This window comes from Quyinboa sediminis, assembly GCF_042219855.1.
In the GTDB taxonomy this organism is placed as follows: Bacteria; Bacteroidota; Bacteroidia; order Bacteroidales; family UBA5342; genus JBHJHP01.
This window is the reverse complement of record NZ_JBHJHP010000006.1, coordinates 141,528-165,885: the sequence shown is the minus strand read 5'-3', so window position 1 is coordinate 165,885 and position 24,358 is coordinate 141,528. Positions and strand designations below refer to the sequence as shown.

At 42.7% G+C, this 24,358-nt stretch carries 20 protein-coding genes; 12 read left to right on the top strand and 8 right to left on the bottom strand.

The annotated features are described in order from the left end of the window. Positions 1 to 98: 98 nt before the first annotated feature. Positions 99 to 1,295, bottom strand: a complete 1,197-nt coding sequence (locus tag ACE1EF_RS15080; RefSeq protein ID WP_375721510.1) for a hypothetical protein — start codon at positions 1,293 to 1,295, stop codon at positions 99 to 101. 233 nt (positions 1,296 to 1,528) lie between these two features. On the opposite strand from ACE1EF_RS15080, the gene dinB reads away from it, so the two are divergent. Both dinB and ACE1EF_RS15070 read left to right on the top strand, forming a co-directional pair. Beyond that, positions 1,529 to 2,629 carry a DNA polymerase IV gene (gene dinB / locus ACE1EF_RS15075; protein WP_375721509.1) on the top strand — a complete coding sequence of 367 codons (1,101 nt, stop codon included), beginning with the start codon at positions 1,529 to 1,531 and terminating at the stop codon, positions 2,627 to 2,629. Beyond that, positions 2,613 to 4,742, top strand: a complete 2,130-nt coding sequence (locus ACE1EF_RS15070; RefSeq protein ID WP_375721508.1) for a Tex family protein — start codon at positions 2,613 to 2,615, stop codon at positions 4,740 to 4,742. The genes dinB and ACE1EF_RS15070 overlap by 17 nt, the downstream gene beginning before the upstream one ends. Before the next feature lie 339 nt (positions 4,743 to 5,081). Here the strand turns inward: ACE1EF_RS15070 and ACE1EF_RS15065 are convergent, their stop codons facing one another. Next, the gene (locus ACE1EF_RS15065; RefSeq protein WP_375721507.1) at positions 5,082 to 6,791 is read right to left on the bottom strand and encodes a M23 family metallopeptidase; all 1,710 of its coding nucleotides are present in this window, start codon (positions 6,789 to 6,791) and stop codon (positions 5,082 to 5,084) included. Between the two features lie 120 nt (positions 6,792 to 6,911). Between ACE1EF_RS15065 and ACE1EF_RS15060 the strand changes: the two genes are divergently transcribed. The 3 genes from ACE1EF_RS15060 to rny all read left to right on the top strand — a co-directional run bounded on the left by ACE1EF_RS15060 (position 6,912) and on the right by rny (position 9,148). After that, positions 6,912 to 7,205, top strand: coding sequence for a hypothetical protein (locus tag ACE1EF_RS15060; RefSeq protein WP_375721506.1), 294 nt, complete (start codon positions 6,912 to 6,914; stop codon positions 7,203 to 7,205). A 4-nt stretch (positions 7,206 to 7,209) separates the two neighbouring features. Then, a complete protein-coding gene (locus ACE1EF_RS15055) occupies positions 7,210 to 7,515 on the top strand; it encodes a cell division protein ZapA (RefSeq protein ID WP_375721505.1) in 306 nt (101 codons plus the stop codon). Positions 7,516 to 7,615: 100 nt separating this feature from the next. Then, entirely contained in the window at positions 7,616 to 9,148 is a 1,533-nt protein-coding gene (gene rny, locus ACE1EF_RS15050) for a ribonuclease Y (protein WP_375721504.1), read from the top strand. An 87-nt stretch (positions 9,149 to 9,235) separates the two neighbouring features. On the opposite strand, the gene ACE1EF_RS15045 is transcribed toward rny, so the two are convergent. Then, positions 9,236 to 10,234, bottom strand: a complete 999-nt coding sequence (locus tag ACE1EF_RS15045; RefSeq protein ID WP_375721503.1) for an NAD(P)/FAD-dependent oxidoreductase — start codon at positions 10,232 to 10,234, stop codon at positions 9,236 to 9,238. A 320-nt stretch (positions 10,235 to 10,554) separates the two neighbouring features. Further along, the gene (locus ACE1EF_RS15040) at positions 10,555 to 11,814 is read right to left on the bottom strand and encodes a cystathionine gamma-synthase family protein (protein ID WP_375721502.1); all 1,260 of its coding nucleotides are present in this window, start codon (positions 11,812 to 11,814) and stop codon (positions 10,555 to 10,557) included. Positions 11,815 to 11,954: 140 nt separating this feature from the next. Between ACE1EF_RS15040 and ACE1EF_RS15035 the strand changes: the two genes are divergently transcribed. Then, positions 11,955 to 12,416, top strand: a complete 462-nt coding sequence (locus tag ACE1EF_RS15035) for an Lrp/AsnC family transcriptional regulator (RefSeq protein ID WP_375721501.1) — start codon at positions 11,955 to 11,957, stop codon at positions 12,414 to 12,416. Between the two features lie 2 nt (positions 12,417 to 12,418). Here the strand turns inward: ACE1EF_RS15035 and ACE1EF_RS15030 are convergent, their stop codons facing one another. Continuing rightward, on the bottom strand, positions 12,419 to 12,964 hold the full coding sequence (locus ACE1EF_RS15030) for a methylated-DNA--[protein]-cysteine S-methyltransferase (RefSeq protein WP_375721500.1): 546 nt from the start codon (positions 12,962 to 12,964) through the stop codon (positions 12,419 to 12,421). Between the two features lie 107 nt (positions 12,965 to 13,071). On the opposite strand from ACE1EF_RS15030, the gene ACE1EF_RS15025 reads away from it, so the two are divergent. The 5 genes from ACE1EF_RS15025 to ACE1EF_RS15005 all read left to right on the top strand — a co-directional run bounded on the left by ACE1EF_RS15025 (position 13,072) and on the right by ACE1EF_RS15005 (position 19,630). Beyond that, positions 13,072 to 15,969 (top strand): FAD-binding and (Fe-S)-binding domain-containing protein, encoded by a 2,898-nt coding sequence (locus ACE1EF_RS15025; RefSeq protein ID WP_375721499.1) that lies wholly within the window; start codon positions 13,072 to 13,074, stop codon positions 15,967 to 15,969. A gap of 37 nt (positions 15,970 to 16,006) precedes the next feature. Beyond that, positions 16,007 to 16,948 carry a three-Cys-motif partner protein TcmP gene (tcmP, locus tag ACE1EF_RS15020; protein WP_375721498.1) on the top strand — a complete coding sequence of 314 codons (942 nt, stop codon included), beginning with the start codon at positions 16,007 to 16,009 and terminating at the stop codon, positions 16,946 to 16,948. Positions 16,949 to 16,951: 3 nt separating this feature from the next. After that, complete coding sequence (locus tag ACE1EF_RS15015) at positions 16,952 to 17,659, top strand: DUF5131 family protein (protein WP_375721497.1); 708 nt, start codon at positions 16,952 to 16,954, stop codon at positions 17,657 to 17,659. 80 nt (positions 17,660 to 17,739) lie between these two features. Next, on the top strand, positions 17,740 to 18,060 hold the full coding sequence (locus ACE1EF_RS15010; RefSeq protein ID WP_375721496.1) for a single-stranded DNA-binding protein: 321 nt from the start codon (positions 17,740 to 17,742) through the stop codon (positions 18,058 to 18,060). Between the two features lie 145 nt (positions 18,061 to 18,205). Then, positions 18,206 to 19,630: a monomeric [FeFe] hydrogenase gene (locus ACE1EF_RS15005; RefSeq protein WP_375721495.1), complete on the top strand. Its 1,425-nt coding sequence runs from the start codon at positions 18,206 to 18,208 to the stop codon at positions 19,628 to 19,630. Positions 19,631 to 19,633: 3 nt separating this feature from the next. Here the strand turns inward: ACE1EF_RS15005 and ACE1EF_RS15000 are convergent, their stop codons facing one another. The 3 genes from ACE1EF_RS15000 to ubiE all read right to left on the bottom strand — a co-directional run bounded on the left by ACE1EF_RS15000 (position 19,634) and on the right by ubiE (position 22,703). Then, positions 19,634 to 21,184 (bottom strand): NAD(P)/FAD-dependent oxidoreductase, encoded by a 1,551-nt coding sequence (locus tag ACE1EF_RS15000; protein ID WP_375721494.1) that lies wholly within the window; start codon positions 21,182 to 21,184, stop codon positions 19,634 to 19,636. Then, positions 21,184 to 21,885: a type IX secretion/gliding motility protein PorT/SprT gene (gene porT, locus ACE1EF_RS14995; RefSeq protein WP_375721493.1), complete on the bottom strand. Its 702-nt coding sequence runs from the start codon at positions 21,883 to 21,885 to the stop codon at positions 21,184 to 21,186. The genes ACE1EF_RS15000 and porT overlap by 1 nt, the downstream gene beginning before the upstream one ends. 80 nt (positions 21,886 to 21,965) lie before the next feature. Then, positions 21,966 to 22,703 (bottom strand): bifunctional demethylmenaquinone methyltransferase/2-methoxy-6-polyprenyl-1,4-benzoquinol methylase UbiE, encoded by a 738-nt coding sequence (ubiE, locus tag ACE1EF_RS14990; protein ID WP_375721492.1) that lies wholly within the window; start codon positions 22,701 to 22,703, stop codon positions 21,966 to 21,968. A gap of 121 nt (positions 22,704 to 22,824) precedes the next feature. Between ubiE and zwf the strand changes: the two genes are divergently transcribed. Then, entirely contained in the window at positions 22,825 to 24,351 is a 1,527-nt protein-coding gene (gene zwf / locus ACE1EF_RS14985) for a glucose-6-phosphate dehydrogenase (RefSeq protein WP_375721491.1), read from the top strand. Positions 24,352 to 24,358 lie beyond the last annotated feature (7 nt).

Sequence of the window (24,358 nt, the reverse complement as noted above, 5' to 3'; positions counted from 1 at the left end):
TATTCAATCCTCAAACAGGTCAACCGCAAACAGTTTCATATCAAAAATAAGCAAAAGTTTTGTCCTGACAAGTAATTTATCTTCCTTGTTTGCCAGCATTAAAAACTCACCATCAACCCAATATTATTGGAATAGCTAAAAAACAGGACGGCTGATGATGTATTGGAGTTTCCCAGCATATCAGCATCGAAACTGTAAGCTACTGATATACCTTTATATACTGTTAAAGCAACACCAACGGAGTATGAGGGAACATAATCCCATACATCCCAGTAACTATATGCACTTTTAATATTGTAGATATTCAGTCCAAGTGAAACCTGTGGCTTAATTATTTTTCCCGGATACTGGTATTTGAGCGACACGGGTATTCTTGAAATTTTATACGAATAAAAACGGGATTCCGTAAGTGTACGCTGAAAGCCAAGGCCCAGATATAATATTTCTCCCGAAACAGGGTAATACCCTTTTAAACTGTACATTAATAACCTTTCTTCAGGTTGAATGCCTCTTAAGCTAATATTTAACCAACCAACACCAAGAATAAATTCCGGCTTAATGTGTAAATTATGATATACCATATAGTTGTCTTCGCCACTCTTTATTTCATCATACGCTTCAATGAGTTTTAATAAACTGTGGTGATTGGGTCTTTCAATACGATTAATCTGTTCTTCAAGTTTCGGAACGTCGGATAAAGAATCCAGCAAGACCTTTCTAAACTCAGTTGAATGAAAGGTATAATGCCCTAAATCTTCAGCGTTCAGCGGAGCATTTTCAACTTCCTTTTTCCCTACTTTAACTCCTTTTAATTGTACAACACCATACCGGGGGAAGTCATTATCTGAACTGTATTTTATTCCATCATTTCCAATACTATCCTGATTAATATATACAGAACGTTCCTTATAATCAAGGGCAGCAAGCTCACCATTCCCTTTTTCCAAAAAGTATCTTTGTTCAGTTTTGGAAATATAATAGTATAAACTTACTTCCCCTTTAATAAGTAATTCAAGAAATTTTGGTTTCCCATCAATTTTCCGGGATACAAAAACCCAACCACCTGTAAAACCATATGCAGATATTTCTCCGGGTAGATATACTGTTCTGACACCTTTTTCTGGTTTAAACAAACAAAGATTGCACATGCGTTTGTCCGACCGGTAATCAACCTTACCCTGAATCGTATCAAGATCATTGGTAATGATAAATCCATTTCTGAAGTTTACCTGGCTGTAAACAGAGATACCTGATATGTTCAATATAAAAACCAGAATAAGTATCAGCTTTTTCATAGTATTAACTTTAATTCCGTTGAAAAAGCATTGATGTACAAATTCCCCCAGCAAATCCCTATTCCTTGCAATAATATTTGTTCTGCTCTTCAGCTTTAAATACTATTATTGGATTAAACAGGTTCCCATTCAAAAGAATTCTATCAGGTTTTTATCAACGGTTTTACATTCTATAATAGTTAAAAGTACTAATAAAAATTAATTTTTGATGATGAGTCATTTAATTTTGCATCATGATCCGCAAAATCATACATATCGATATGGACGCCTTTTTTGCCGCCATTGAACAGCGTGACAACCCGCAGTGGCAGGGAAAACCACTGGTGGTTGGCAGTCCCAATGCGCGGGGTGTGGTAGCGGCTGCCAATTACGAGGCCCGCAAATTCGGTATTCATTCGGCCATGCCATCGGTGACGGCTAAACGCAAATGTCCTGATCTGATCTTTACCCGCGGGAATTTTGACAAATACAGGTACGAATCCAACCGGATCCGGGATATCTTTCATCAGTATACCGATCTGGTTGAACCCCTTTCCATTGATGAAGCTTTCCTTGATGTTACCGAAAATAAATTCAATAATCCGTCAGCCACACTGATCGCCAAAGAAATTAAGCAAAAGGTAAAAACCACAACCGGATTGACAGCTTCTGCCGGCGTATCGTACTGTAAATTTCTGGCTAAAGTGGCTTCAGATATGGATAAACCGGATGGGATATTTGTGATCACACCGGAACAGGCACAGGATTTTCTGGATGCATTACCCGTGAAAAAATTCTTTGGAGTAGGAAAAGTAACGGCAGAGAAAATGCATACGCTGGGGATTCATACCGGGAAGGATCTCCGGGCCATGAGTCAGCAGAACCTGATACAGATTTTTGGAAAAGCCGGCGCATTTTACTATAACATCGTTCGAGGCATTGATGACCGGCCGGTGGAACCCGACCGCATCCGTAAATCGGTTGGAGCAGAAGATACATTTTTAAAGGATCTGTACAGCAGGGAAAGCTTGTCCGGCGAACTCCGAAAAATTGCTGAAAAGGTAAGTGAACGGATGCTGAAACACCAGGCCCTGGGCAGAACCATCACGGTGAAGATTAAATTTGCCGATTTTGAACAGATCACCAGAAGTCGCAGTCTGATCAATGCCATATCGGATGAAAACACTATTTTTACAAGCGCAAATAACATGTTGCTTGAAGCCCTTGAAACCGAAGAACGTCCGGTTCGGCTTCTGGGAATTTCAATGAGCAACCTGCATGCCCTGAATGATGGAGAACCTATTCAGTTGAGGATTGAATTTGATACAGAAATTGACCATGAAACAGATCGCTGACATAATCGCACAAACCCTTTCGCTTGAACTAAGCCAGGTAAATAACACCATATATCTGCTTGACGACAGCGCCACCATTCCCTTTATCAGCCGCTACCGCAAGGAGCTTACCGGGAATCTTGACGAGGTGAAAGTCGCTGCAATAAGTGAGCAGTACGACAAGCTGAAGGAGCTTGATAAGCGCAGGGAAACCATTCTGAATACCATTCGTGAACAGGAAAAACTGACGCCCGAACTGGAGGAAAAGATTAAAAATTGCTTCTCTTCTACTGAACTTGAAGATATTTATCTGCCTTACAAGCCGAGGCGGCGAACCAAGGCACAGATTGCCCGCGAAAAAGGACTGGAAGGGCTGGCAAAGATCATCATGAAACAACAGGTGGATGATCCGGAATACAGTGCCCGTCGCTTTCTGAATGACGAAGTCAAAACCACCGATGAAGCCATCGAAGGCGCACAGCACATCATTGCGGAATGGATCAGCGAACACGAAACGGCCCGTAATATCGTGCGCCGGAGTTTTGAAAAAGCAGCGGTCATGACGGCCAAGGTCATCAAAGGCAAAGAAGAGGAAGGGGACAATTACCGTGACTATTTTGAGTTTTCGGAATCGTTGAAACGTATTTCATCTCATCGTTTACTGGCCATCCGGCGGGCTGAAAAAGAGGGCGTTCTGCGCGTATCCATCTCTCCCGAGGAAGCGTCACCTTTACATCACCTGGAACGCTTTTTTGTAAAAGGCAATACGGCATCGTCCGATCTTGTTTATCAGGCCATGGAAGATGCCTATAAACGTCTGATTAAACCTTCCATTGAAACCGAATTTGCGGCCCTTTCCAAGGAAAAAGCGGATAAGGACGCGATCAATATTTTTGCCAATAACCTCAGACAGTTGTTGCTGGCTCCTCCACTTGGCCAAAAACGTATTCTCGCCATTGATCCGGGATTTCGTACCGGTTGTAAGGTGGTTTGCCTGGACGAACAGGGCAACCTGCTGCACAACGAAACCATATATCCTCATCCGCCGCAGAGTCAGACCGGACTGGCGATGAAAAAATTATCATCCCTGGTAGAAATGTTTAAAATTGAGGCCATCTCTATCGGAAACGGAACAGCAAGCCGCGAGACAGAATCATTCATTCAGCGTATCCGTTTCGACCGCGAACTGAAAGTGTTTGTGATCAGCGAAGCAGGCGCATCGGTTTATTCGGCATCGAAACTGGCACGCGATGAATTCCCGGAATACGATGTAACGGTTCGTGGTGCCATCTCCATCGGACGCCGGCTGATGGACCCGTTGGCCGAACTGGTTAAAATTGAACCCAAAGCCATCGGCGTGGGACAGTACCAGCACGATGTGGATCAGAACGAACTAAAGAAGTCGCTGGATATGGTAGTGGAATCGTGCGTGAATCATGTGGGCGTAAATCTGAATACAGCCTCTAAACATTTACTGAGTTATGTGAGCGGTCTGGGGCCGAAGGTCGCTGAATCAGTAACAGATTACAGGAAGGATAACGGCATATTTAAGTCGCGTGAGGATATCAAAAAAGTCCCCGGACTGGGAGACAAAACATTTACACAGTGTGCAGGATTTCTTCGCATTCCTGATGCCTTAAATCCACTGGATAACTCTGCTGTTCATCCGGAATCATACCATATTGTGACGGCCATGGCACGCACCCTTAAAAAAGAGGTGAAAGATCTCATTGCCGATAAAACACTTCTGGGCGGTTTACAACACGAACAGTTTGTCACCGGATCCATTGGAATCCCAACCATAACCGATATCATCAAGGAACTTGAAAAACCGGGACGTGATCCGAGAAAACAGATTAAGGTTTTTGAGTTCGATCAGAATATTCGTAAGATAACCGATCTGAAGTCGGGCATGGTTCTGCCGGGAATCATCAGTAACGTTACAAAATTTGGTGCGTTTGTAGATATTGGTATTAAAGAAAACGGACTGGTACATATTTCGGAACTGGCCGATAAATTTGTCAGCGACCCAACTACGGAAGTTTCGTTGCATCAGCAGGTGTTTGTCCGCGTAATAAGCATCGATCATGACCGGAAACGCATCGCCCTTTCCATGAAGAATGTGAAACAGTGATTATTAGAAGCAAGACATAAGAATCAAGACACAAGACACACTTTTACGTGTTCTTACACAGTTTTGCAGATTAATTAAATGAAGAGTGAAAATTAATCATTGTTCATTATACATTCGTAATTATAGATGTCAGGCTAAAAATCAATATTAATAAAGATTCTTCGCTTCATTTTACTACGCTCAGAATGACAGTCTTTTAGGTTCATATGTGACCGGAGGATGGGTTGTTGCGAATCAACTAACCCATCCTCCAGTCCAACAGCCAGCAAATGCCTGTCATTCCGAGTGAAACGAGGAATCTCTGATTTAACCGGATAACAGTAATTCCTAATTGTATATCTACCATGTAAACGAACACAAAAATACCTTCACATTTCCCACATTATCTTCAACCTTTACAAACAAGGTATGATCTTTTCCTTTTTCAACGCGTGACGGATCGAAGGTGTAGGTCAGCATATCTTTTTTCGCTTCATGATCCAGCAGAATCCATTTGCCATCGATCTCTCCCCTGAAGGATGCAATTCCCGACTCATCATCTTTAATCTTAAACCGGAGTTCCTTTTTCCATGCAATGTTATGACCATCACTCACATCCAGTGACCGGATTTCCGGTGCAACGGTATCCTTTGCAAGGGCATACCGTCCAAAACTTCTGGACGATCCTGATATCCATCCATCCGCTTCTGTATTTCCATAAAAACCTTCCGGCTTACCGGACCGTCCTATACCGGCAATGTACAGTTTTTTCATATCCCCGGTTTTTTCAGGCTTTATCTTTAAAGAAATGGTTTTAAAAATGGCTACATTGTCCTTGTGTACGGTATAGATCTGAGACCAGTAATCTGCTGATGGTTCCTTCTTCAGTTCAAAATTTATGGTATTGAACAAGGCTTTGGGGGGAAAGATCACCTGCAGGGAATCATCGGCATAAGTGCCGCCTTCATCCCAGCTAACCTGCATGATACCATTATCCTTCACATGAGGAATAGTTGTTTTTTCGGCCTGCACCTTAAATTCACAATCCGACCGGTTACCATACGCATCGTGTACAATCAGTTTTACAGTATGCGTTCCAGGTTGTTCAAAGTTGATGATTCCGGTGTTATCATTGCAATAGTTGCTGAAGATGTTATTGGGTTCATCACGAAACATCTTGTAGATCCATTTATGATCATCCACTTTTGATTTAAAATCACAAACCGTATTGATACACCGGCTTTCATCAAAGGACAGACTGTCGATGGTCCAGCAAAATGTCAGGATATTATCTACATACAAATCGGCAGAGTAGGTTCCGCATTTACTCCAGTCCCCGGTCAGATAATCAAAGGTCTCTATCCCGATACCAACCTCACCGGATACAGTTATGCGGGGTGATGATTTCAGATGGTACGCATTGGCATAAAAGACCGCAGGATAATAATGGCCTTCGGTCGTCCGATTCACAGCTCCCTTTTTGGAAACAGGAAACACTTTTATTCCAACAATCTGTGGACGCATATCATCCTTCACCGGCATGCCGCAGTGCAAAGGGTTTACAGGATGCTCCGTATCCGTTCGTCTGATTTCAAAATGCAGATGAGGTCCACCGGACGAACCTGTATTCCCGGAATTTGCAATGATTTCTCCCTGTTTTACGGTAAGCTCTCCTTCCTTAAAAATGTGGTTCAGTTTAAATGCCTCGTTCTTATACTGCAGATCTTTAACCAAGGCATCGATTTTTGGAGAAAAACCTTCGAGATGACCATAAACAGAGGTAAAACCATTTGGATGTGTGATATAAAGTGCTTTGCCGTAACCTCCTTCAGATACATAAACCCGCGACACATAACCATCACCAACTGCTTTTACAGGAAGTCCGGTTCTACCCAGAGTTTTAATATCAATACCTGTATGAAAATGTCCTCCCCGTGTCTCTCCGAAATTGCCGCTCAGGTATAAGGGAATATCCAGTGGAGGTGTAAATCCCGTCCGGTATTTGTCGACCTGAGCCTGAAGACCGGAAAACAGAACAAGAAATATGATGATGTGCAATCCTTTTTGCATAAAACGCCTTATTTTGAATGACGACAAATATAAAGGCATATTGCATTTTTTGAAAAATTAGCTCAATTAATTTTTATTTTGACGTTGCTTAACTATTTTTGTAAGTGATTAATTCTTAAAATGACCGACGAACAGGCTATATTGCTCAGGGATCTGAAAGAAAAAATATCCGTTTTAAAGGGGCAATTGACAGAGCTTAAAAAATCGTATAAAACGTTAAACGAAGAAAACGTCGCATTAAAAGCAAGCCTGTCTGAAGCAAATGAGAGGTATGATGAATTAAATCACAATCACGAGATGTTGAAAATATCCAGGGCTTTTTCCGGAAGTGATGAAGAAAAAGAAGGTTTAAGGAAAAAGATTGGATTGATGGTGCGGGATATTGATAAGTGTATAGAGCTGTTAAATGAATAACGAAATGGGTGACGAAAAATTTAACATCCATTTGAATGTAGCCGGGAAATACTATCCACTCAGGATTCTGAGGAAGGATGAAGAAAAGTTCAGAAAAGCTGCGAAACTCATAACCGATAAGGTGTTAAAATATCGGGAAAGTTATTCAGAAGGGGAAGAACGGGATTATTTAGCAATGGCAGCTGTCGACCTGGTGTCGGAGCTGGTTGATTTAAAGAACAAAAAAGACATAAATCCTATTGTAGAGGAACTACGGGATCTGAACGCAGAGCTCGGGGATTTCCTTAAGAATGAGCAACAGCATTCATAGAGAAGATATTTTATCAACGATACGCATCATTTTAAGACTGTAATCATAACGGTCTGAGAATGGTGCTTTTTTTATATATAAACATTAATAAAATGTAACAATGGAGTCATATTTAATAGGTATTGGAGCGTTTCTTGTGGGCGGTTTAATATCCTGGGTCATGATCCAGCAACTCCTGAAATCAAAGACTTCCAAAATCATTAAGGAAGCCGAACAGGAAGGTGAAGTGATCAAAAAGGATAAGATTCTTCAGGCTAAGGAAAAATTTCTGCAGCTGAAGAGCGAACATGAGAAACAGATAAATGCCAGAAACAATAAGATGCTGGCTGCGGAAAACCGCATTAAAGATCAACAGAAAGATGTTCAACGTAAAAACGATGAACTGAACCGTAAAAGTAACGAACTGGATGCCATACGTACCAATCTGGATCAGCAACTGGAAATAGTTGATAAAAAACAAACAGAGCTGGAACGCATGCACAAACAGGAAGTGGAACATCTGGAAGCTATTTCAGGATTATCTGCTGAAGAAGCCAAGGAGAGACTGATTGAATCGTTGAGGGATGAGGCCAAAACAAACGCCATGTCCCTGATCAACGAAATTATGGACGAAGCACGGATGACCGCCAATAAAGAGGCGAAAAAAATCGTGGTTCAAACCATTCAACGGGTTGCTACAGAAGCTGCCATCGAAAATTCCGTGACCATCTTCCACATCGATTCTGATGAGGTAAAAGGACGGATCATCGGCCGTGAAGGACGTAATATCAGGGCACTTGAAGCAGCTACCGGCGTGGAATTTATTGTAGACGACACTCCGGAAGCCATCGTACTGAGTGGTTTTGATCCCGTACGCCGTGAGATTGCCCGTCTGGCATTGCACCAGCTGGTATCGGACGGAAGGATTCACCCTGCACGTATCGAAGAAGTTGTAAACAAGGTACGCAAACAGATTGAGGAGGAGATTATTGAAACCGGTAAGCGCACAGCGATTGACCTTGGTATTCATGGCCTGCATCCCGAATTGATTCGCCTGGTCGGTAAAATGAAATACCGTTCTTCTTACGGACAGAACCTGCTACAACATTCGCGCGAGACAGCTAACCTCTGTGCTATCATGGCATCGGAGCTGGGGCTGAATCCGAAAAAAGCAAAACGTGCAGGTCTGTTACATGATATCGGAAAAGTGCCGGATGATGAGCCGGAAATGCCACATGCCGTATTCGGTATGAAGCTGGCTGAGAAATACAAGGAAAAGCCGGATGTGGCTAACGCCATTGGTTCACACCACGATGAGGTGGAAATGACCACCTTACTGGCGCCTATCGTACAGGTTTGCGATGCCATCTCAGGTGCACGTCCGGGTGCCCGTCGTGAAATTGTTGAGGCCTATATCAAACGACTGAAAGACCTGGAAGATCTCGCACTTTCCTATCCAGGTGTCACCAAAACATACGCCATTCAGGCAGGTCGTGAATTGCGTGTAATAGTTGGAGCTGACAAAGTATCGGATAAAGATTCTGAAACGCTATCATTCGATATTGCCAAACGTATTCAGGATGAGCTAACGTATCCGGGACAGGTGAAGATCACTGTTATCCGTGAAACACGTTCAGTAAGTTACGCTAAGTAAGCAATTAAATATTCATTATAGTTTAGGAGGTTGTCGAAAGGCAACCTCTTTTTATTTGTAGGAACACGATTCAATGTCCCACTCCCACTACAAACTTTTTACCAGTTCATTTGCAAAATACGGCGCCAGCATCACTCCTTTGGTGCCAAGCCCGTTAAAGACGGCCAGTTGCCTGTATATATCGTGAATCTGATACACTGGTCTCCGGTTTGCCAGTGTTGGCCGTATGCCCGCATTATGCTCAATGATGCTGAATTCCGCATCCGATATCGCTTTGAATTTCCCGACCAGTGTTTCCCTGCCTTCTTCAGTCGGTTCTTCTGTCAGATCCTTCCACTCGTAGGTGGCACCAACCCTGTAGCGATGATTGCCCAGTGGCAGCACAAATCCATTTTTATTGACCGCAAAATCCATGTCCAGTTCACTCTCAATGGTCAGGACTTCACCCTTAGTCAGTTTAAAAGGTAAATCGCCGAACCACGGATTATGTATAGCATGACTTCCTTCACAAAAAACAATCCGATCATAAACCTTCTCTCTGAAATGTGCTTTTCGTCCAACCAGTTCAATCTCAGAATAGTCCAGATCATCAATAATCAGCTTTCCTGAAGCTTTCAGGTAATGTCCGAAAGCATCAAGATACGTGTTGATATCCACATATCCGGCACCAAAAACCTCTCCTGCACCAAAAGGTGTTTTAAGGTAATTCTGGCTCAGATCAGGTATAACAGTCTCTGACAGGTATGGCTTTGTATCATCCAGCAGGGATCGCTTTTCCCAGAATTCAGCTTCCTCCTTTCCGAATAGTTTATAATACCGCACCGGATGATAGAATTCTGCATTGAGCTTTTCCTCAAGCTCCCGATAGAAAGTTTCAGCATAAGGCAGAATCGTGTCAGCCATCCATGTTTTCAGCAGTCGCCTGAATACAATAGGATTGAACATGCCTGCTGCTACTCGTGATGAGCTGGATTTGGAAGGGGAAGTAATGACCGTGTAGTCTGCTTTTCTTTTCTCCAGATGTGCGGCAACGGCAGCACCTGCCAGTCCAAAACCAACGACCAGTATGTTATGAGAATCGGGCATATCTTTTCGTCAACTCTTTTTTTGTTGTAAAGATTACAACAAGCTAATCTGGAAATGGTTTCTAACTGAATATTATATACTCCTATTCATCGGAAAAACACAACAAAATTCCTTTTATTCTATTTCAGCAATAAACCGTCATGAACATGCATCCATTGTTGTTATCAATCACGCGGTTTAATTACATTTCATTCTTAATCCCAGGTTTTCACCCTGGGCTGAAATAATATTGCTCCTCAGGCAATTCTTCAAAACATGAAAAAGGGACTGCCTGCCGGCAACCCCTTAACACTAACTCCGAAATCAGTAAAACATCCTTCCTAAATCATATCTAACGATTGCTTAATATCCCATATGATATCTTCATAATTTTCCACACCAACAGACAACCTGACCATTTTGGGTGTTACACCCAGCTGTTTTTTAAATTCCGGATCAACACCGGCATGGGTCATGCAATAGGGATGCTGTACAAGGCTTTCGGTACTCCCCAGGCTCACCGCCAGCTTCATCATTTTCAGATTATTCAGAAACTTAAATGCCTCTTTTTCGCCGCCGGCAATATCAAATGATAACATTGCACCCGGTGCAGTGTACTGTCGTTTATAAACCTCATAGATTGCTGAATCGGGACGTATTAACCCCGGATAATACACTTTTTCAATTTTAGGATGACCCACCAGAAAAGCCGCTACCTTCTGAGCATTCAGCGTCTGTGCCTCCATTCTGACTTTCAGGGTTTCGAGACTGCGCATCAGCAACCATCCCGTCCACGGACCTGCCATATTTCCAAGGTAGGTACGCAAATGACGAATCTGTTTCATCAGTTGTTTTGAACCTAAAACCGCACCGGCTATCACATCGCTGTGGCCCCCGATGTATTTGGTTGCAGAATAAATCACAAAGTCGGCACCATGTTTTAACGGATGCTGCCAAAGTGGTCCCATATAGGTATTGTCCACAGCAAGAAGCGGCTCATTTATGTTTGTCTTAAAATGATCCGCCACAGCCTTGCAACACGAAATATCCAGAATATCGTTGGTAGGATTAGCCGGCGTTTCAATGAAAATCAGTTTTAACCGTTCTGGTTTGCCGGTAGCTTCCACAAGTTTTATCAGCTCATCCTTGCTCATGCCTGCATGAAATCCAATACAGGTAATGTCCAGTCCGGGTAAAAAATGATGAATCAGGTGATCTGTCCCGCCATAAGTCGGGGAGCTGTATAGCAAAACGTCTCCGGGTTTCAGCAGGGCAAGAAAAACCGTACTGATGGCCGACATGCCGCTTTCGAATACGGCACAATCCTCGGCCTCGTCCCAAAGGCAAAGCCGGTCCTCCAGAATTTCTAGATCGGGATTATTCAGCCGGCTGTAGATGAGTCCGGGTTCTTCCTCATCTTTGGCTTTTTCACGCAAACCAACGGCAAGTTCAAAATACGCTTTACCTGCTTCTGCATTTTTAAAAACAAAGGTAGAGGTTTGAAAAATCGGACATTTGATTGAACCTTCTGACAGGGCAGAATTATACCCGTAGGACATCATCTCACTCTCAGGATGAAATTTATGATTTGATTCTGACATTTTTATTTTAAATTTAATTAATACAGGAAATTTAAAGGATGCCATTTATCATTAAAGTATTTTTTCCGTATTTTTAAATTTTATAACGTAATTATTAATTCTTTTGCTTTCAAATTCAATACTAAAACGGAAAATTTCCCATGATAACACTTGATTCCACGGATAAAATCATTCTGCAAATGTTGCAGGAGGATGCCAAACGCAATGTAAAAGAGATTGCTGCCGCCCTTAAAATGTCAAAAACACCCATCTATGAACGCATCAAACGGCTGGAAAAAGAAGGGATCATCTTAAAGCATGTAGCATTGGTTGACAAGAAGAAACTTACAAATGCCATGGTGGTTTTTTGTTCCGTATCGCTGGATGTACAAAAAAGGGAGGAACTGCATAAGTTTAACGAAGCCATTACAAAAATACCTGAGGTTGTGGAGTGTTACCTGATGGGTGGAGCTTTTGATTATATGCTGAAGGTGATCGTCAGCGATCTGGAGGCCTATCATATTTTCTCATCCGACAAACTTGCCGTTCTGCCAAATATCAAACAGATTAAAAGTTTTTTCGTTTTAAATGAAGTTAAATACAGTACGGCTGTTCCGGTTTAACTTCAGTCAAACAGTGGAAGTTCATTTTTATGAAGGCCTTTTGATTCCAGCAACAACAATCTGCGTTTAGTCTCCAGACCGCCTGCATAACCAGTCAGTTTTCCGTTTTGTCCGACCACCCTGTGGCAGGGAACAATTATGGAAATGGCATTTGCACCGTTCGCAGAGGCTGCCGCCCGAATGGATTTCTCATCGCCCAGACTTTTAGCCAGATCCAGATACGTGATGGTTTCTCCAAACGGAATGTTTAACAAGGCCTTCCAAACACGCTTTTGAAAACCGGATCCAACAAACCTCAATGGAACTTCAAAATCTTTTCTTTTCCCTTCAAAATACGCCTCAAGTTGTTGAATCGTTGCTTTAATCACGGGTGTTTCTTCCGTTTTAAACTCTGCCTGTAATCCGGTTTTGATCCGGTTATCCACAGCTTGCCGCATCTTCCGGTAGCGCCAGTCGCAAAGACAAAGATCGCCATCAAATGATCCTAAAATCAACTCCCCGAATGGTGATCTGTAGTATGAAACGGATATATATTTTTCAGCTTCCATCAACAGAATAAAATTAGCGCTTATTTTTGAAACCGGTTCATCCGAAACACGACAGATTTACAATTTTATTGAATTTGGATTATATTCGTGGTACTAAACGCGGAGACATGACGGATGCATTGCAACAACTCAGGGAAGAAATAAAGGGAGATGTTCATTTTAACGACGTCTGGCGGTCGCTTTATGCAACAGATGCATCGTCGTACCGCGAAAAACCGCTGGCCGTTGTCATCCCTGAAACTGTAGATGATATCAAAAAAACCATTGCCTTTGCCAACACCCACAAAACATCTGTTATTCCAAGGTCTGCCGGAACATCACTTGCAGGCCAGGTGGTTGGGTCAGGCATCGTCATCGACATCTCCAAACATTTGAACCGGATTCTTGAGTTGAATACTGAAGAACACTGGGTAAAGGTTGAACCGGGTGTAAACCTGGCCGAACTTAATATGCATCTCAAACCTCACGGTCTGCAGTTCGGACCCGAAACGTCCACTGCCAACCGGTGCCGCGTGGGCGGTATGCTGGGAAATAATTCCTGTGGTCTGCATTCCTTAATTTATGGCAGTGTGAGAGACCATATTCTTGAAGTGGATGCCATTCTTTCTGATGGGTCAGAAGTAAAATTTGAAGCCCTCGACCAACAAAGGTTTGAGGCAAAGCTTTATTCAGAAAACAGCCTTGAACGCTCAATTTATCAGAACATCCAAAAGATACTGGCTGATCCGGAACTAAAACAGGAAATAAAGGATGCCTATCCACTGGAAGAGGTTCACCGTCGAAATATGGGGTATGCTCTTGACTTTTTAACAGAAACCGCACCATTTGAACCTACGGAAATACCCTTTAACTTTTGCAAGTTACTGGCAGGATCCGAGGGTACTCTGGCCTTTACAAAATCCATGAAGCTGAACCTTATCCCGCTGCCTCCTAAGGTAAAGGGTGTGGTGGCAGCTCATTTTAATTCACTTGAAGAGGCCTTAAAGGCCAACATCATTGCATTAAAATATCATCCCGGTGCCGTTGAGATGATGGATGATATTATCATTAAGTGCACCGAATCAAACATTGAACAACGCAAAAACCGCTTCTGGCTGGAAGGGAACCCAAAGAATGTTCTCGTTATTGAATTTGCCCGCGAAACCGAAAAGGAAATCCGGGATGTGGTGGAAAAGATGACCGCAGAACTGGAGAAAAACGGTTATGGCTATGCCTTTCCGCTGATCTTTGGGGATGATAAGATAAAACGCGTCTGGGATCTGCGTACTGCCGGTCTTGGTCTGTTGTCCAATGTAGAGGGTGACCGCAAAAGCACTACCGTTATTGAAGATACTGCAGTAGCACCGCGCCTGTTGCCGGATTACATTAACGAATTTCAGGCTGTACTGGATAAATATGGTTTGCAATGCGTGTTTTATGCCCACGTAGGTTCAGGAGAAATTCATCTTCGTCCCTTGCTGAATCTGAAAGTGGAGGAAGACAGACAGCTCTATCAAACCATCGCTGAAGAAATTGCAAAACTGGTAAAAAAATACCGTGGTTCGCTCAGCGGTGAACACGGAGACGGACGCTTACGCGGACACTTTATTCCGTTTATGTACGGCGATAAAATCTATCGTCTTTTTAAGGATATCAAACAAACCTGGGATCCGAACAACATTTTTAATCCGGGGAAAATAGTGGATGTTCCGCCCATTACAGAAAGCCTGAGGTATCTGCCTTCCAATCGTTATCCGGAAATTGAAACCGTAAGCGATTTTACACCGGTAAAAGGATTTCTAAGGGCCGTGGAAAAATGCAACGGATCGGGAGATTGCCGCAAAAGTGAGTTTATTGGCGGTACCATGTGCCCGACATATATGGCTACCCGCGATGAAGATAAATCCACCCGGGGACGGTCAAATCTGCTGAGGGAACATATGCACCACAGCACTAAAGCAGATCCTCTTGATCAACAGGAACTTTACGATATTCTGGATTTGTGTATATCGTGTAAAGCCTGTAAATCTGAGTGCCCGGCGAATATTGACATGGCCCGTTTCAAAGCCGAATTCCTGCAGCATTATTACGATATTCACGGCATTCCGTTTCGTGCAAGAATGATTGCCTACCTTCCGGTTATGAACCGCCTGATCTATCCGGTCCGGGAAATGGCCAACCTGGTTCAAAAAACAACGGCATTCAAAAAACTCATGGGATTTGCTCCCAAACGAACGCTCCCTATGGTGAAACGTCAGCTTACCTCGCGCGTCCGTCAGACCACTTATTCAACAGACAAGCTGGTATACTTTTACGCTGACGAGTTTACCAACATGCAGGAACCGGAGACCGGTCTTGCTGCCATTGCACTGCTCAATAAACTGGGTTATCATGTGGTGATACCAAAGCTTCGGGACAGCGGCCGGACTTACATCTCAAAGGGCTTGTTGCGAAAAGCCAAGCAGCTGGCAACAGACAACATCATGCTGCTGAAAGATCTTATTTCATCCGATCATCCGTTAATCGGGCTGGAACCCTCCACCATCCTGTCCTTCCGGGATGAGTATCCTGAACTTGTGGATAAGCATTTGCAGGATGATGCTAAGAAAGTTGCCGGATACACCATGCTGTTCGAAGAGTTTTTTATGCGTGAAGTTGAAGCCGGCCGCATATCGAAAGCATCGTTTTCTGCTGAACCCAAAACCATCAGATTGCATGGTCATTGTCAGCAAAAAGCGGTAGCTTCTACAACGCCGACTTTACAGATGCTCTCTTATCCTGAGAATTACAGCGTTGAAGAGTTTAAAACCGGATGCTGCGGCATGGCCGGATCATTTGGTTACGAAAAAGAACACTATGACCTTTCCATGCAGATCGGCGAAATGATATTGTTTCCGGAGGTTCGCAAAAGCAATGAGGAAACGATATTGGCAGCTCCCGGAACAAGTTGCCGCCATCACATTAAAGATGGAACCGGAAAATCTGCCCTCCACCCCGTGGAAATCATGTTAAGTGCCTTAAAATAAAAATATTTCATAACTTTAGGTTCTAAAACCTAAAATCATGAATACCAGAATTGACTTAAATTCTATTCTCAATCCGAACTGTAAAACGAATTGTAATAAGGAAAAAAGAAAAAATCTTTTTGAAGATGACTTTTGTTCATTGGTTACTTCAGTATCAGACGATCTACCTGTTAGGTGTGTTGGAGACTGGGGACAAGAGAAAATTTATTTATTAGTAAGGTACCTTGACATGTTTGCAACTTCAATGCACAATAAGTGGAAGGTAAATTACATTGAAATTTGTAGTGGACCAGGAAGATGCATAGATAGAAGAAGTGGACAAGAGTTTGATGGCTCATCTCTTGCAATACTTAAACATAAAGCATTTAGATATTTAAACAAAGCATTATTTATTGATATAGATGAAGGGGCAGTTTCTTCACTTTCAAAGCGAATTGACCAACTAAACATAAATAATGCTTCAGCTAAAGTAGGAGATTACAACAACTCAAATCAAATTTTAGAAATAATAAGTTCTGAAATAAATGATAAAAGTTTAAACTTTGTTTTTGTAGACCCAACTGATTGTAGTGTCCCATTTTATACCATAAAAAATATCTTAAAAAATATTGGTAAAGTTGATATTTTAGTTAATGTAGCATCCGGGACAGACTTTAATAGAAATATTAAAAATGCTATTTTAAGAGATAACTATTCCAGAAGTAAAGAAAAATACAATAGTTTCCTAGGAGATAGAAGCTTTTTCGATAATGAAAATATAAGGCAGCTTGCAGAAATAGGTGACGATTTGAGATTAAGAACTATATTTAGAAAATCATATACAAATAGTCTTAAGAATCTTGGCTATTTATATTCTGGAATGCATCAAATTAGGCATTATTACGACCTGGTTTTTGCATCCCAAAATAGTAAAGCTCTTGAATTTTGGAATAAAGCTAAAAGTGTTACTACGGATGGTCAAAGAACAATTAATTTTTAAATTATGAACTCATCAAAAATAGAATGGACCGAATCAACCTGGAATCCGATAACAGGTTGCACAAAGATATCTGACGGATGTAAAAACTGTTATGCCGAAAGAATGGCTAAGCGTTTATACGCGATGGGAACTCCAAAATATTCCAATGCGTTCAGGCTAACCTTACATCCTGATGTTTTAGATGAACCGTATTCCTGGAAATCCCCAAGAACTGTATTTGTAAATTCTATGAGTGATCTTTTTCATGAAGATGTACCTATCTCATTTATAAAAAAGATTTTTAAGGTAATGAATGAAAACCCACATCACACCTTTCAGGTACTGACAAAAAGAGAGAACAGACTCTTTGAATTTAGTGATCAGTTAACCTGGACAAAAAACATTTGGATGGGTGTTACTGTAGAAAGCAAACTGCACACAAACCGTATTGCAGCTTTGAGAGAGACAGGAGCTAAAGTTAAATTCCTTTCTCTTGAGCCTCTGTTAACCCAGCTACCTTATTTAAACTTAAAAGATATCGACTGGGTAATTGTTGGTGGAGAATCCGGACCAAAAGCAAGACCAATTGAAAAAGAATGGGTGATTGAGATAAAAAATATGTGTGAAGATCAAAAGGTTCCATTCTTCTTTAAACAGTGGGGAGGAACTAATAAAAAGAAAACAGGTCGTATACTTGATGGCGTTGTTTACGATGAAATGCCCAGGCTATAGAACTTATAATTTGACTTTTAGGCAAAAAAAACGTAATTTGTCTAAGATATTTTATTTACCAAAACCTAAAACAATTCATCATGTTTAGACTACAGTTAAATGGTGTACTTGGCACCGATGCCGAAGTTCGTGAAGTTGGCAAACGCAAAGCCATTAATTTCAGTGTTGCTGTTCATAAGGAATACAAAGATTCCAACGGCAATAAAGTTGAAAAAACAGACTGGATAAAAGCAGTTATCTGGAAGAGTGAAAAACAAAGCACTAAAATTGCCGAGTACCTTAAGAAAGGCAAAAGGGTTTATGTGGAAGGTGAACCCAGTGCCGATGCTTTTATCACAAAAGATGGCGATGCTGCCGGTACACTGAATCTTATTGTCAGGGATATTGAATTAATGAACTGATTTCCCCGGTTGAAGATTATAAAACCGCCTTATCCGGCGGTTTTATTTTGATACTCTTCTAAATAAAGAAATTTTTCTTTAATTTATTTCCGCTAGTCAAAAAACTGTTCTACTTTTGCAGCCTCAAAAATAAGGGACAAAGAAAATGGCACATACAAGTAATACGATGATCATCCGCAGGGAGTTGCTGAGCAGGATTGTCAGGTTGCATTATGAAGGGGTTTTAGAGCAGGAGATTGACCGCATACCATTAAAGATGGCACCTAAAAACAGTGCCGCCTCCCGCCGGTGCTGCATCCATAAAGAACGCGCCGTTATTAAATATAAATCGTTCCCCTTACTGGGGTTCACCACAGCACAGGAAGAAGATGAACTGACACCCTTATCGGAATATGCACGTCAGGCGTATCTTCGTGAGAAACCATCAGAAGAAATTCTGACAGTGGTGGATGAAGCCTGTACCAGTTGCATAAAGGCACAATACGTAGTGAGCAACATGTGCCGTGGCTGTGTGGCCCGTCCATGTGTGATGAACTGTCCGAAAGATGCCGTCTCCATGAATAAAAGCGGGCAGGCAGAAATTGATACCGATAAATGTATCAACTGTGGCATATGTCAGAAGGAGTGTCAGTACCATGCCATAATTTACCAGCCAATCCCCTGTGAGGCTGCCTGCCCCGTGGGAGCCATCTCAAAAAACGAAAATAAGATTGAAGAGATCGACCACAGCAAATGTATTTACTGTGGCAAATGCCTGCAGGCCTGTCCATTCGGATCCATATTTGAAGTGAGCCAGATGATTGACATTCTGCGGGATATTGACCGGGATGATGCGCTTACAGCCCTGTTTGCTCCGTCTATTCACAGTCAGTTTTCTCTCACCACAGGACAAATCCATAACCTGTTTAAAATACTTGGGTTTAAGGATGTGGTTGAAGTAGCTGATGGTGCCGTTCTGACCACAGAACACGAAGCAAAAGAATTCGGAGAGAAGATGGCAGAAGGGCAGCCTCTGATGACCACCAGCTGTTGTCCGGGCTACATGGAAACCGTAAAAAAGCATATCCCTCAATTAATGGCTTTTGTGTCAGAAACGCCATCACCAATGGCCTATGCTGCAAGAATTGCTCGGGAGAATAACAAAAACTGCAAAACTGTTTTCGTCGGTCCCTGCATCGCAAAGCGCAAAGAGGCTGCTGACAATCCGGATGTGGATTATGTTTTGTCCTTTGAGGAACTTAACTCCATTATTGTGGCACTTGGTATTGACCTGGGCGAAATCCCCGATGATGAAAGCAAAAACAACAAACGAACCGTCAACCGTGGTTTTGCTATGAGCGGAGGCGTACTGGCCGCAGTAAAATCTGTAAATAAGGATGTGGAAATCCGCGATATGGTTATCAATGGTCTGGATAAAAAAAGTATTGCTGTACTGAAAGCTGCAGCTAAGGGAAAAGCCGAAGGAAACTTCATTGAGGTGATGTGTTGTGAAGGTGGTTGTATAGCCGGGCCGGGAGCTCTGGGTGAGGTGAGAGCCAATAAACGCCTGTTCGAAACCAACCTGAAGTAATACTCAGCCCATTCGGGCAGCCAGAGCTTCAGCGGCGTTCTCACCATCCATGGCTGATGACACTATCCCTCCGGCATAGCCTGAACCTTCTCCGCAGGGATAGAGGTTTTTAATGGAAACATGTTCAAAGGTTTCCCTGTTTCTGGGTATTCGAACCGGGGAAGAAGTCCGCGATTCCACTCCGGCTATCAATGCTTCATTGGTTAGAAAACCTCTTGTTTTATTATCAAATTGACGGAATCCCTGTTGTAACCTGTACCGGATTGATTTGGGCAACCATTCGTGCAAAGGAGAGGGCAGTAATCCCGGAACATACGACGACGAAGGCAGCGATTTGGAATGTCGGTTCTGCACAAAATCATCCAGCCGTTGTGCCGGTGCAACCTGTGTCTGACCTCCCGATTCAAATGCTTCTTTTTCCAGATTCTCCTGGTACTCCAGCCCTTTTAACGGTTCGCCTTCAGAACCAATATCTTCAGGACGGACTTCGACCACGATTCCCGAGTTAGCCCACCTGGAATTTCTCAGGGACGGTGACATACCGTTGACTACCACTTCACCCGGTGAAGTAGCGGAAGGGACAATAAAACCCCCCGGACACATGCAAAATGAATACACGCCACGCTCTGATACCTGAGCTGTTAACGCATAGGATGCCGCCGGCAGATAGTCCCCTCTGCCTTTGGGAGAATGGTACTGGATCTGATCTATCAGTTCCTGCGGGTGTTCCACACGAACGCCCATGGCAAAGGTTTTGGATTCAAGCAATACCTGACTCTGATCCAGAAAACAGTACACATCCCTCGCAGAATGACCTGTTGCCAGAATCACGGGGCCGGTATACTCATTTCCATCATAAGTACGGACGCCTTTAACGGTATTGTTTTCCAGAATTAATCCGGTGACTTTCGAACTGAAATATACTTTTCCACCCGCATTTTCAATGGTAGCACGGATATTTGTGATGACAGCCGGCAGTTTATCCGTTCCGATATGCGGATGAGCATCAATCAGGATATCTGTGGTTGCTCCATGAAAACAGAGAACCTCAAGAATACGCTTTACGTTCCCGCGCTTCACGCTGCGTGTGTATAACTTTCCATCTGAAAAGGTTCCGGCACCGCCTTCCCCGAATCCATAGTTGGAATCCGGATCAACAACATGCGACCGGTTGAGCGTTGCAATATCCCGTTTGCGTTCAGCTACCTTCTTTCCACGCTCCAGCACCACAGGTTTCAGTCCTTTTTCAATGCAGCGCAATGCCGCAAATAATCCGGCTGGTCCGGCGCCCACAATCACCACCTGCTTCCCTTCATGTACGTCAGGGTATTCAAATACAGGAACGACATCATCCGTTGCTTCCTCGTTGATATAAAGGCGCACATTTAGATTGATCCAGATAGTACGCTGACGGGCATCAACGGAGCGTTTTAATATTCTAAGGTGTGTAATTTGATTCGTATCTATGCCAGCTTTTCTGGCTGCAGCTTTTGTGTACAAATCTGCAGTGGCAGCCTCTTTAGGAGAAACTCTGAGCTGTATATCCCGGATCATTATTCAAAATTAAACGAAATAATAAATAAGCGGGAATAGAGGTTACTTAAGGCATTCGTATATCGGGGATCATAACCTTCTGTCGGTGGTCTGTCGTGCCAGAGCACATCATTAAATCCGATGGCAAAACGCACTTCCAGACCAAACCTGAAATAGGGCAGATAAAAATCGGATCCAACACCCATTTCAAAATAGTAATCCACGGGATTCAGCACAATATCGTCTTTCCTGCTTCTGGCCAGATCAAAACGCACATTCGGACCGAACACAAGATAAGGTTTGGCATTTCCATCGCGGAGCGCTTTATACTTAATCAACAGAGGTGTTTCAATAAATGTGGATTTGACCGAAACAGGAGATTCCCTGGGTACACCCGATTCAGTAATAAACTGCATATCGCGCTGTCCGAATGAAATGCCCGGAACAAATCTTAGATTCATAAATTTATTCAGACGAAGCGAAGAAATGATTCCGACATGAAAACCGGGATTCAGGGAGGACTGATCGGTAAACCAGACATTTCCGTCCACATCCTGTACACCCGAATGCACTGAAGTGAAATACATAAAATTGGTTCCCAGAGTGAACCCAAAATGCAACCTGTCCTGATCAAAGGTCGGCAGGTTTTCCACAATGTTCTGCCCTTTGACCTGTATTGCCATGATCAAAAGAACCAATATGCCTGTCAGTTTTCGTTTCAAAATGTGCTGTTTATGATTGTAAACGAATTCAATGCAAAAATATTCTAAAAGTCAGTGAGTTAAAAATATTTAAACTTTAATTATTTCACCCCGGTATATAACGAAGCGATCCCGAAGGTCAGTTTCCGCTGTTTTCTGTCAGTAAGTCCTGCATTTTCCATCAGATCAAGAAAACTTTCACCTTCAGGAAATGCATCAACAGATTCCGGCAGATAAGTATATGCCCTGCTGTCTCCTGAAACGAAGCGGCCAAAAAACGGGATCAGATGAAAGGAATAAAACCGGTACAGCTGCTTCACAGGGAATACCGTGGGTTTGGAAAACTCCAGTACAGCAATCGTTCCCCCTTTTCTGACTACCCTTGTCATATCTTTAAGACCGGCTAAAGGATCCTGAAAATTCCGGATTCCGAAACCTACTGTTACCACATCAAACGTATTTTCCTTAAACGGCAGATTCTCAGCATCTCCGGTAATAAAATCCATCTCACAATTCAGGTTGCGTTTAATCTTTTTCTCCCTGGCCACAGCCAGCATCCCTTCTGATATATCTGCTCCGGTCACCTTGTTTGAGGTGATCTTAGCCAGTTGAAAAGCAAGATCGCCTGTACCTGTCGCAATATCCAGCACCTGTTTGGGTTGGACCGGTTTCAGCGTCCGTATTACGGTTTTACGCCAAAGCCTGTCAATGCCAAACGACAGAAAAATATTCAGGAAGTCATACTTCTTAGAAATATTATCAAACATCGAAGCAACTTCCTCTTTTTTTGTTCCCTTTTCACCGTGATATGGTGATACAACTTTTTTATCCTCTTTCATGCGCCACAAAGATAGAAAAATGTTTAATTTCAACTGATTTTAAACAAGCCATAAGCAATTGCTATACTAAACATAAAATGGTGCTTGCTTGTTTAGGTTCTGAACGTAGAACAGAATTAAAATGGAAAACAAACCCGAATCGCACATACTCGTCATATTTGGAGCGTCAGGAGACCTGACACACCGTAAGTTAATGCCTGCAATCCATGATCTGTACGAACAGGAGTTTTTATGTGAAAACTTTGCAGTACTGGGGGTTGGCCGTACGGAAATGGAAGATGAATCGTTCCGTGAATCGCTTATGGAAGGCATCACCAACTTTTCGCAGGTAAAACGTGAGGATGTGGATAAGTTTCTTCAGCAGGTACATTACCAGTCCATCGACACCAAAAATGCAGACGATTATGCCGTTCTGAAAGAGCGGATTGAGAAAATTGCAAAGGAACATGACATTAACGGCAATATCATTTTTTATCTGGCTACTCCTCCTGGTATGTTTGAACCCATATCAAAGAATCTTAAGTCGCAGGGCCTTCATAAAGAGGAAAATGGAAATTTCCGACGGATCATTATCGAAAAACCTTTTGGTCATGACCTGGCTTCGGCTAAGGAGCTGAATAAAAAACTCAAGTCCGTATTTAAGGAAGAACAGATATACCGTATTGATCACTACCTGGGCAAAGAAACCGTACAGAATCTTTTGGTGACCCGTTTTTCCAATGCCATATTCGAGCCATTGTGGAACCGGAATTTTATCTCACATGTCGAAATAACCGCATCAGAAAGTCTGGGTATTGGTTCAAGGGCCGGATATTATGATCAATCCGGAGCGCTGCGCGATATGTTCCAGAATCACCTGCTGCAGTTGCTGACATTTGTTGCCATGGAACCACCTACTGTCATTGATTCGGAGAGTATCCGTAATGAAAGTAAAAAAGTGCTTCAGGCGGTTCGTGCCATTGATAAGGATAACATGTATAACCATGTCATACGTGGTCAGTATACCGCCTCAAAAATTCGTGGCGAAGCCGTAAAAGGGTACAGACAGGAAGAGGATGTTGATCCACAGAGCAGGACGGAGACCTATATTGCAGTGAAACTTTTCATTGACAACTGGCGCTGGGCCGGTGTGCCGTTTTATGTCAGAACGGGGAAAAGACTGCCAACGCGGGTAACTGAAATTGTAATTAACTTTAAACATACGCCACATCACCTCTTTCACCGCAACCAGTCCATGGTGCAATCACCAAACCAGTTAATTCTCCGGATTCAACCGGATGAAGGTATTTTGCTTAACTTTGGCATGAAATTACCGGGTGCAGGCTATGAGGTGAAAAATGTAGGTATGGATTTCCATTACTCGGATCTGAGCCAGGTGTATCTGCCACAAGCTTACGAACGCCTGCTCCTGGATTCTATGATGGGAGACAGTACATTATTCTCGCGTGGTGATAATGTGGAAGAAGCATGGGACATTGTTCAGCCCGTGATTGACAGGATGAATGATGATCCGGATTTTCCGCTTTACGGATATCCGGCCGGCACCTGGGGGCCAAGGGAAGCAGAAGGAATGATTGATGCTGAAGGACAAACATGGCGTTTCCCGTGTAAAAATCTCTCAAACAGTGATGAATACTGTGAATTATAATAAAAAC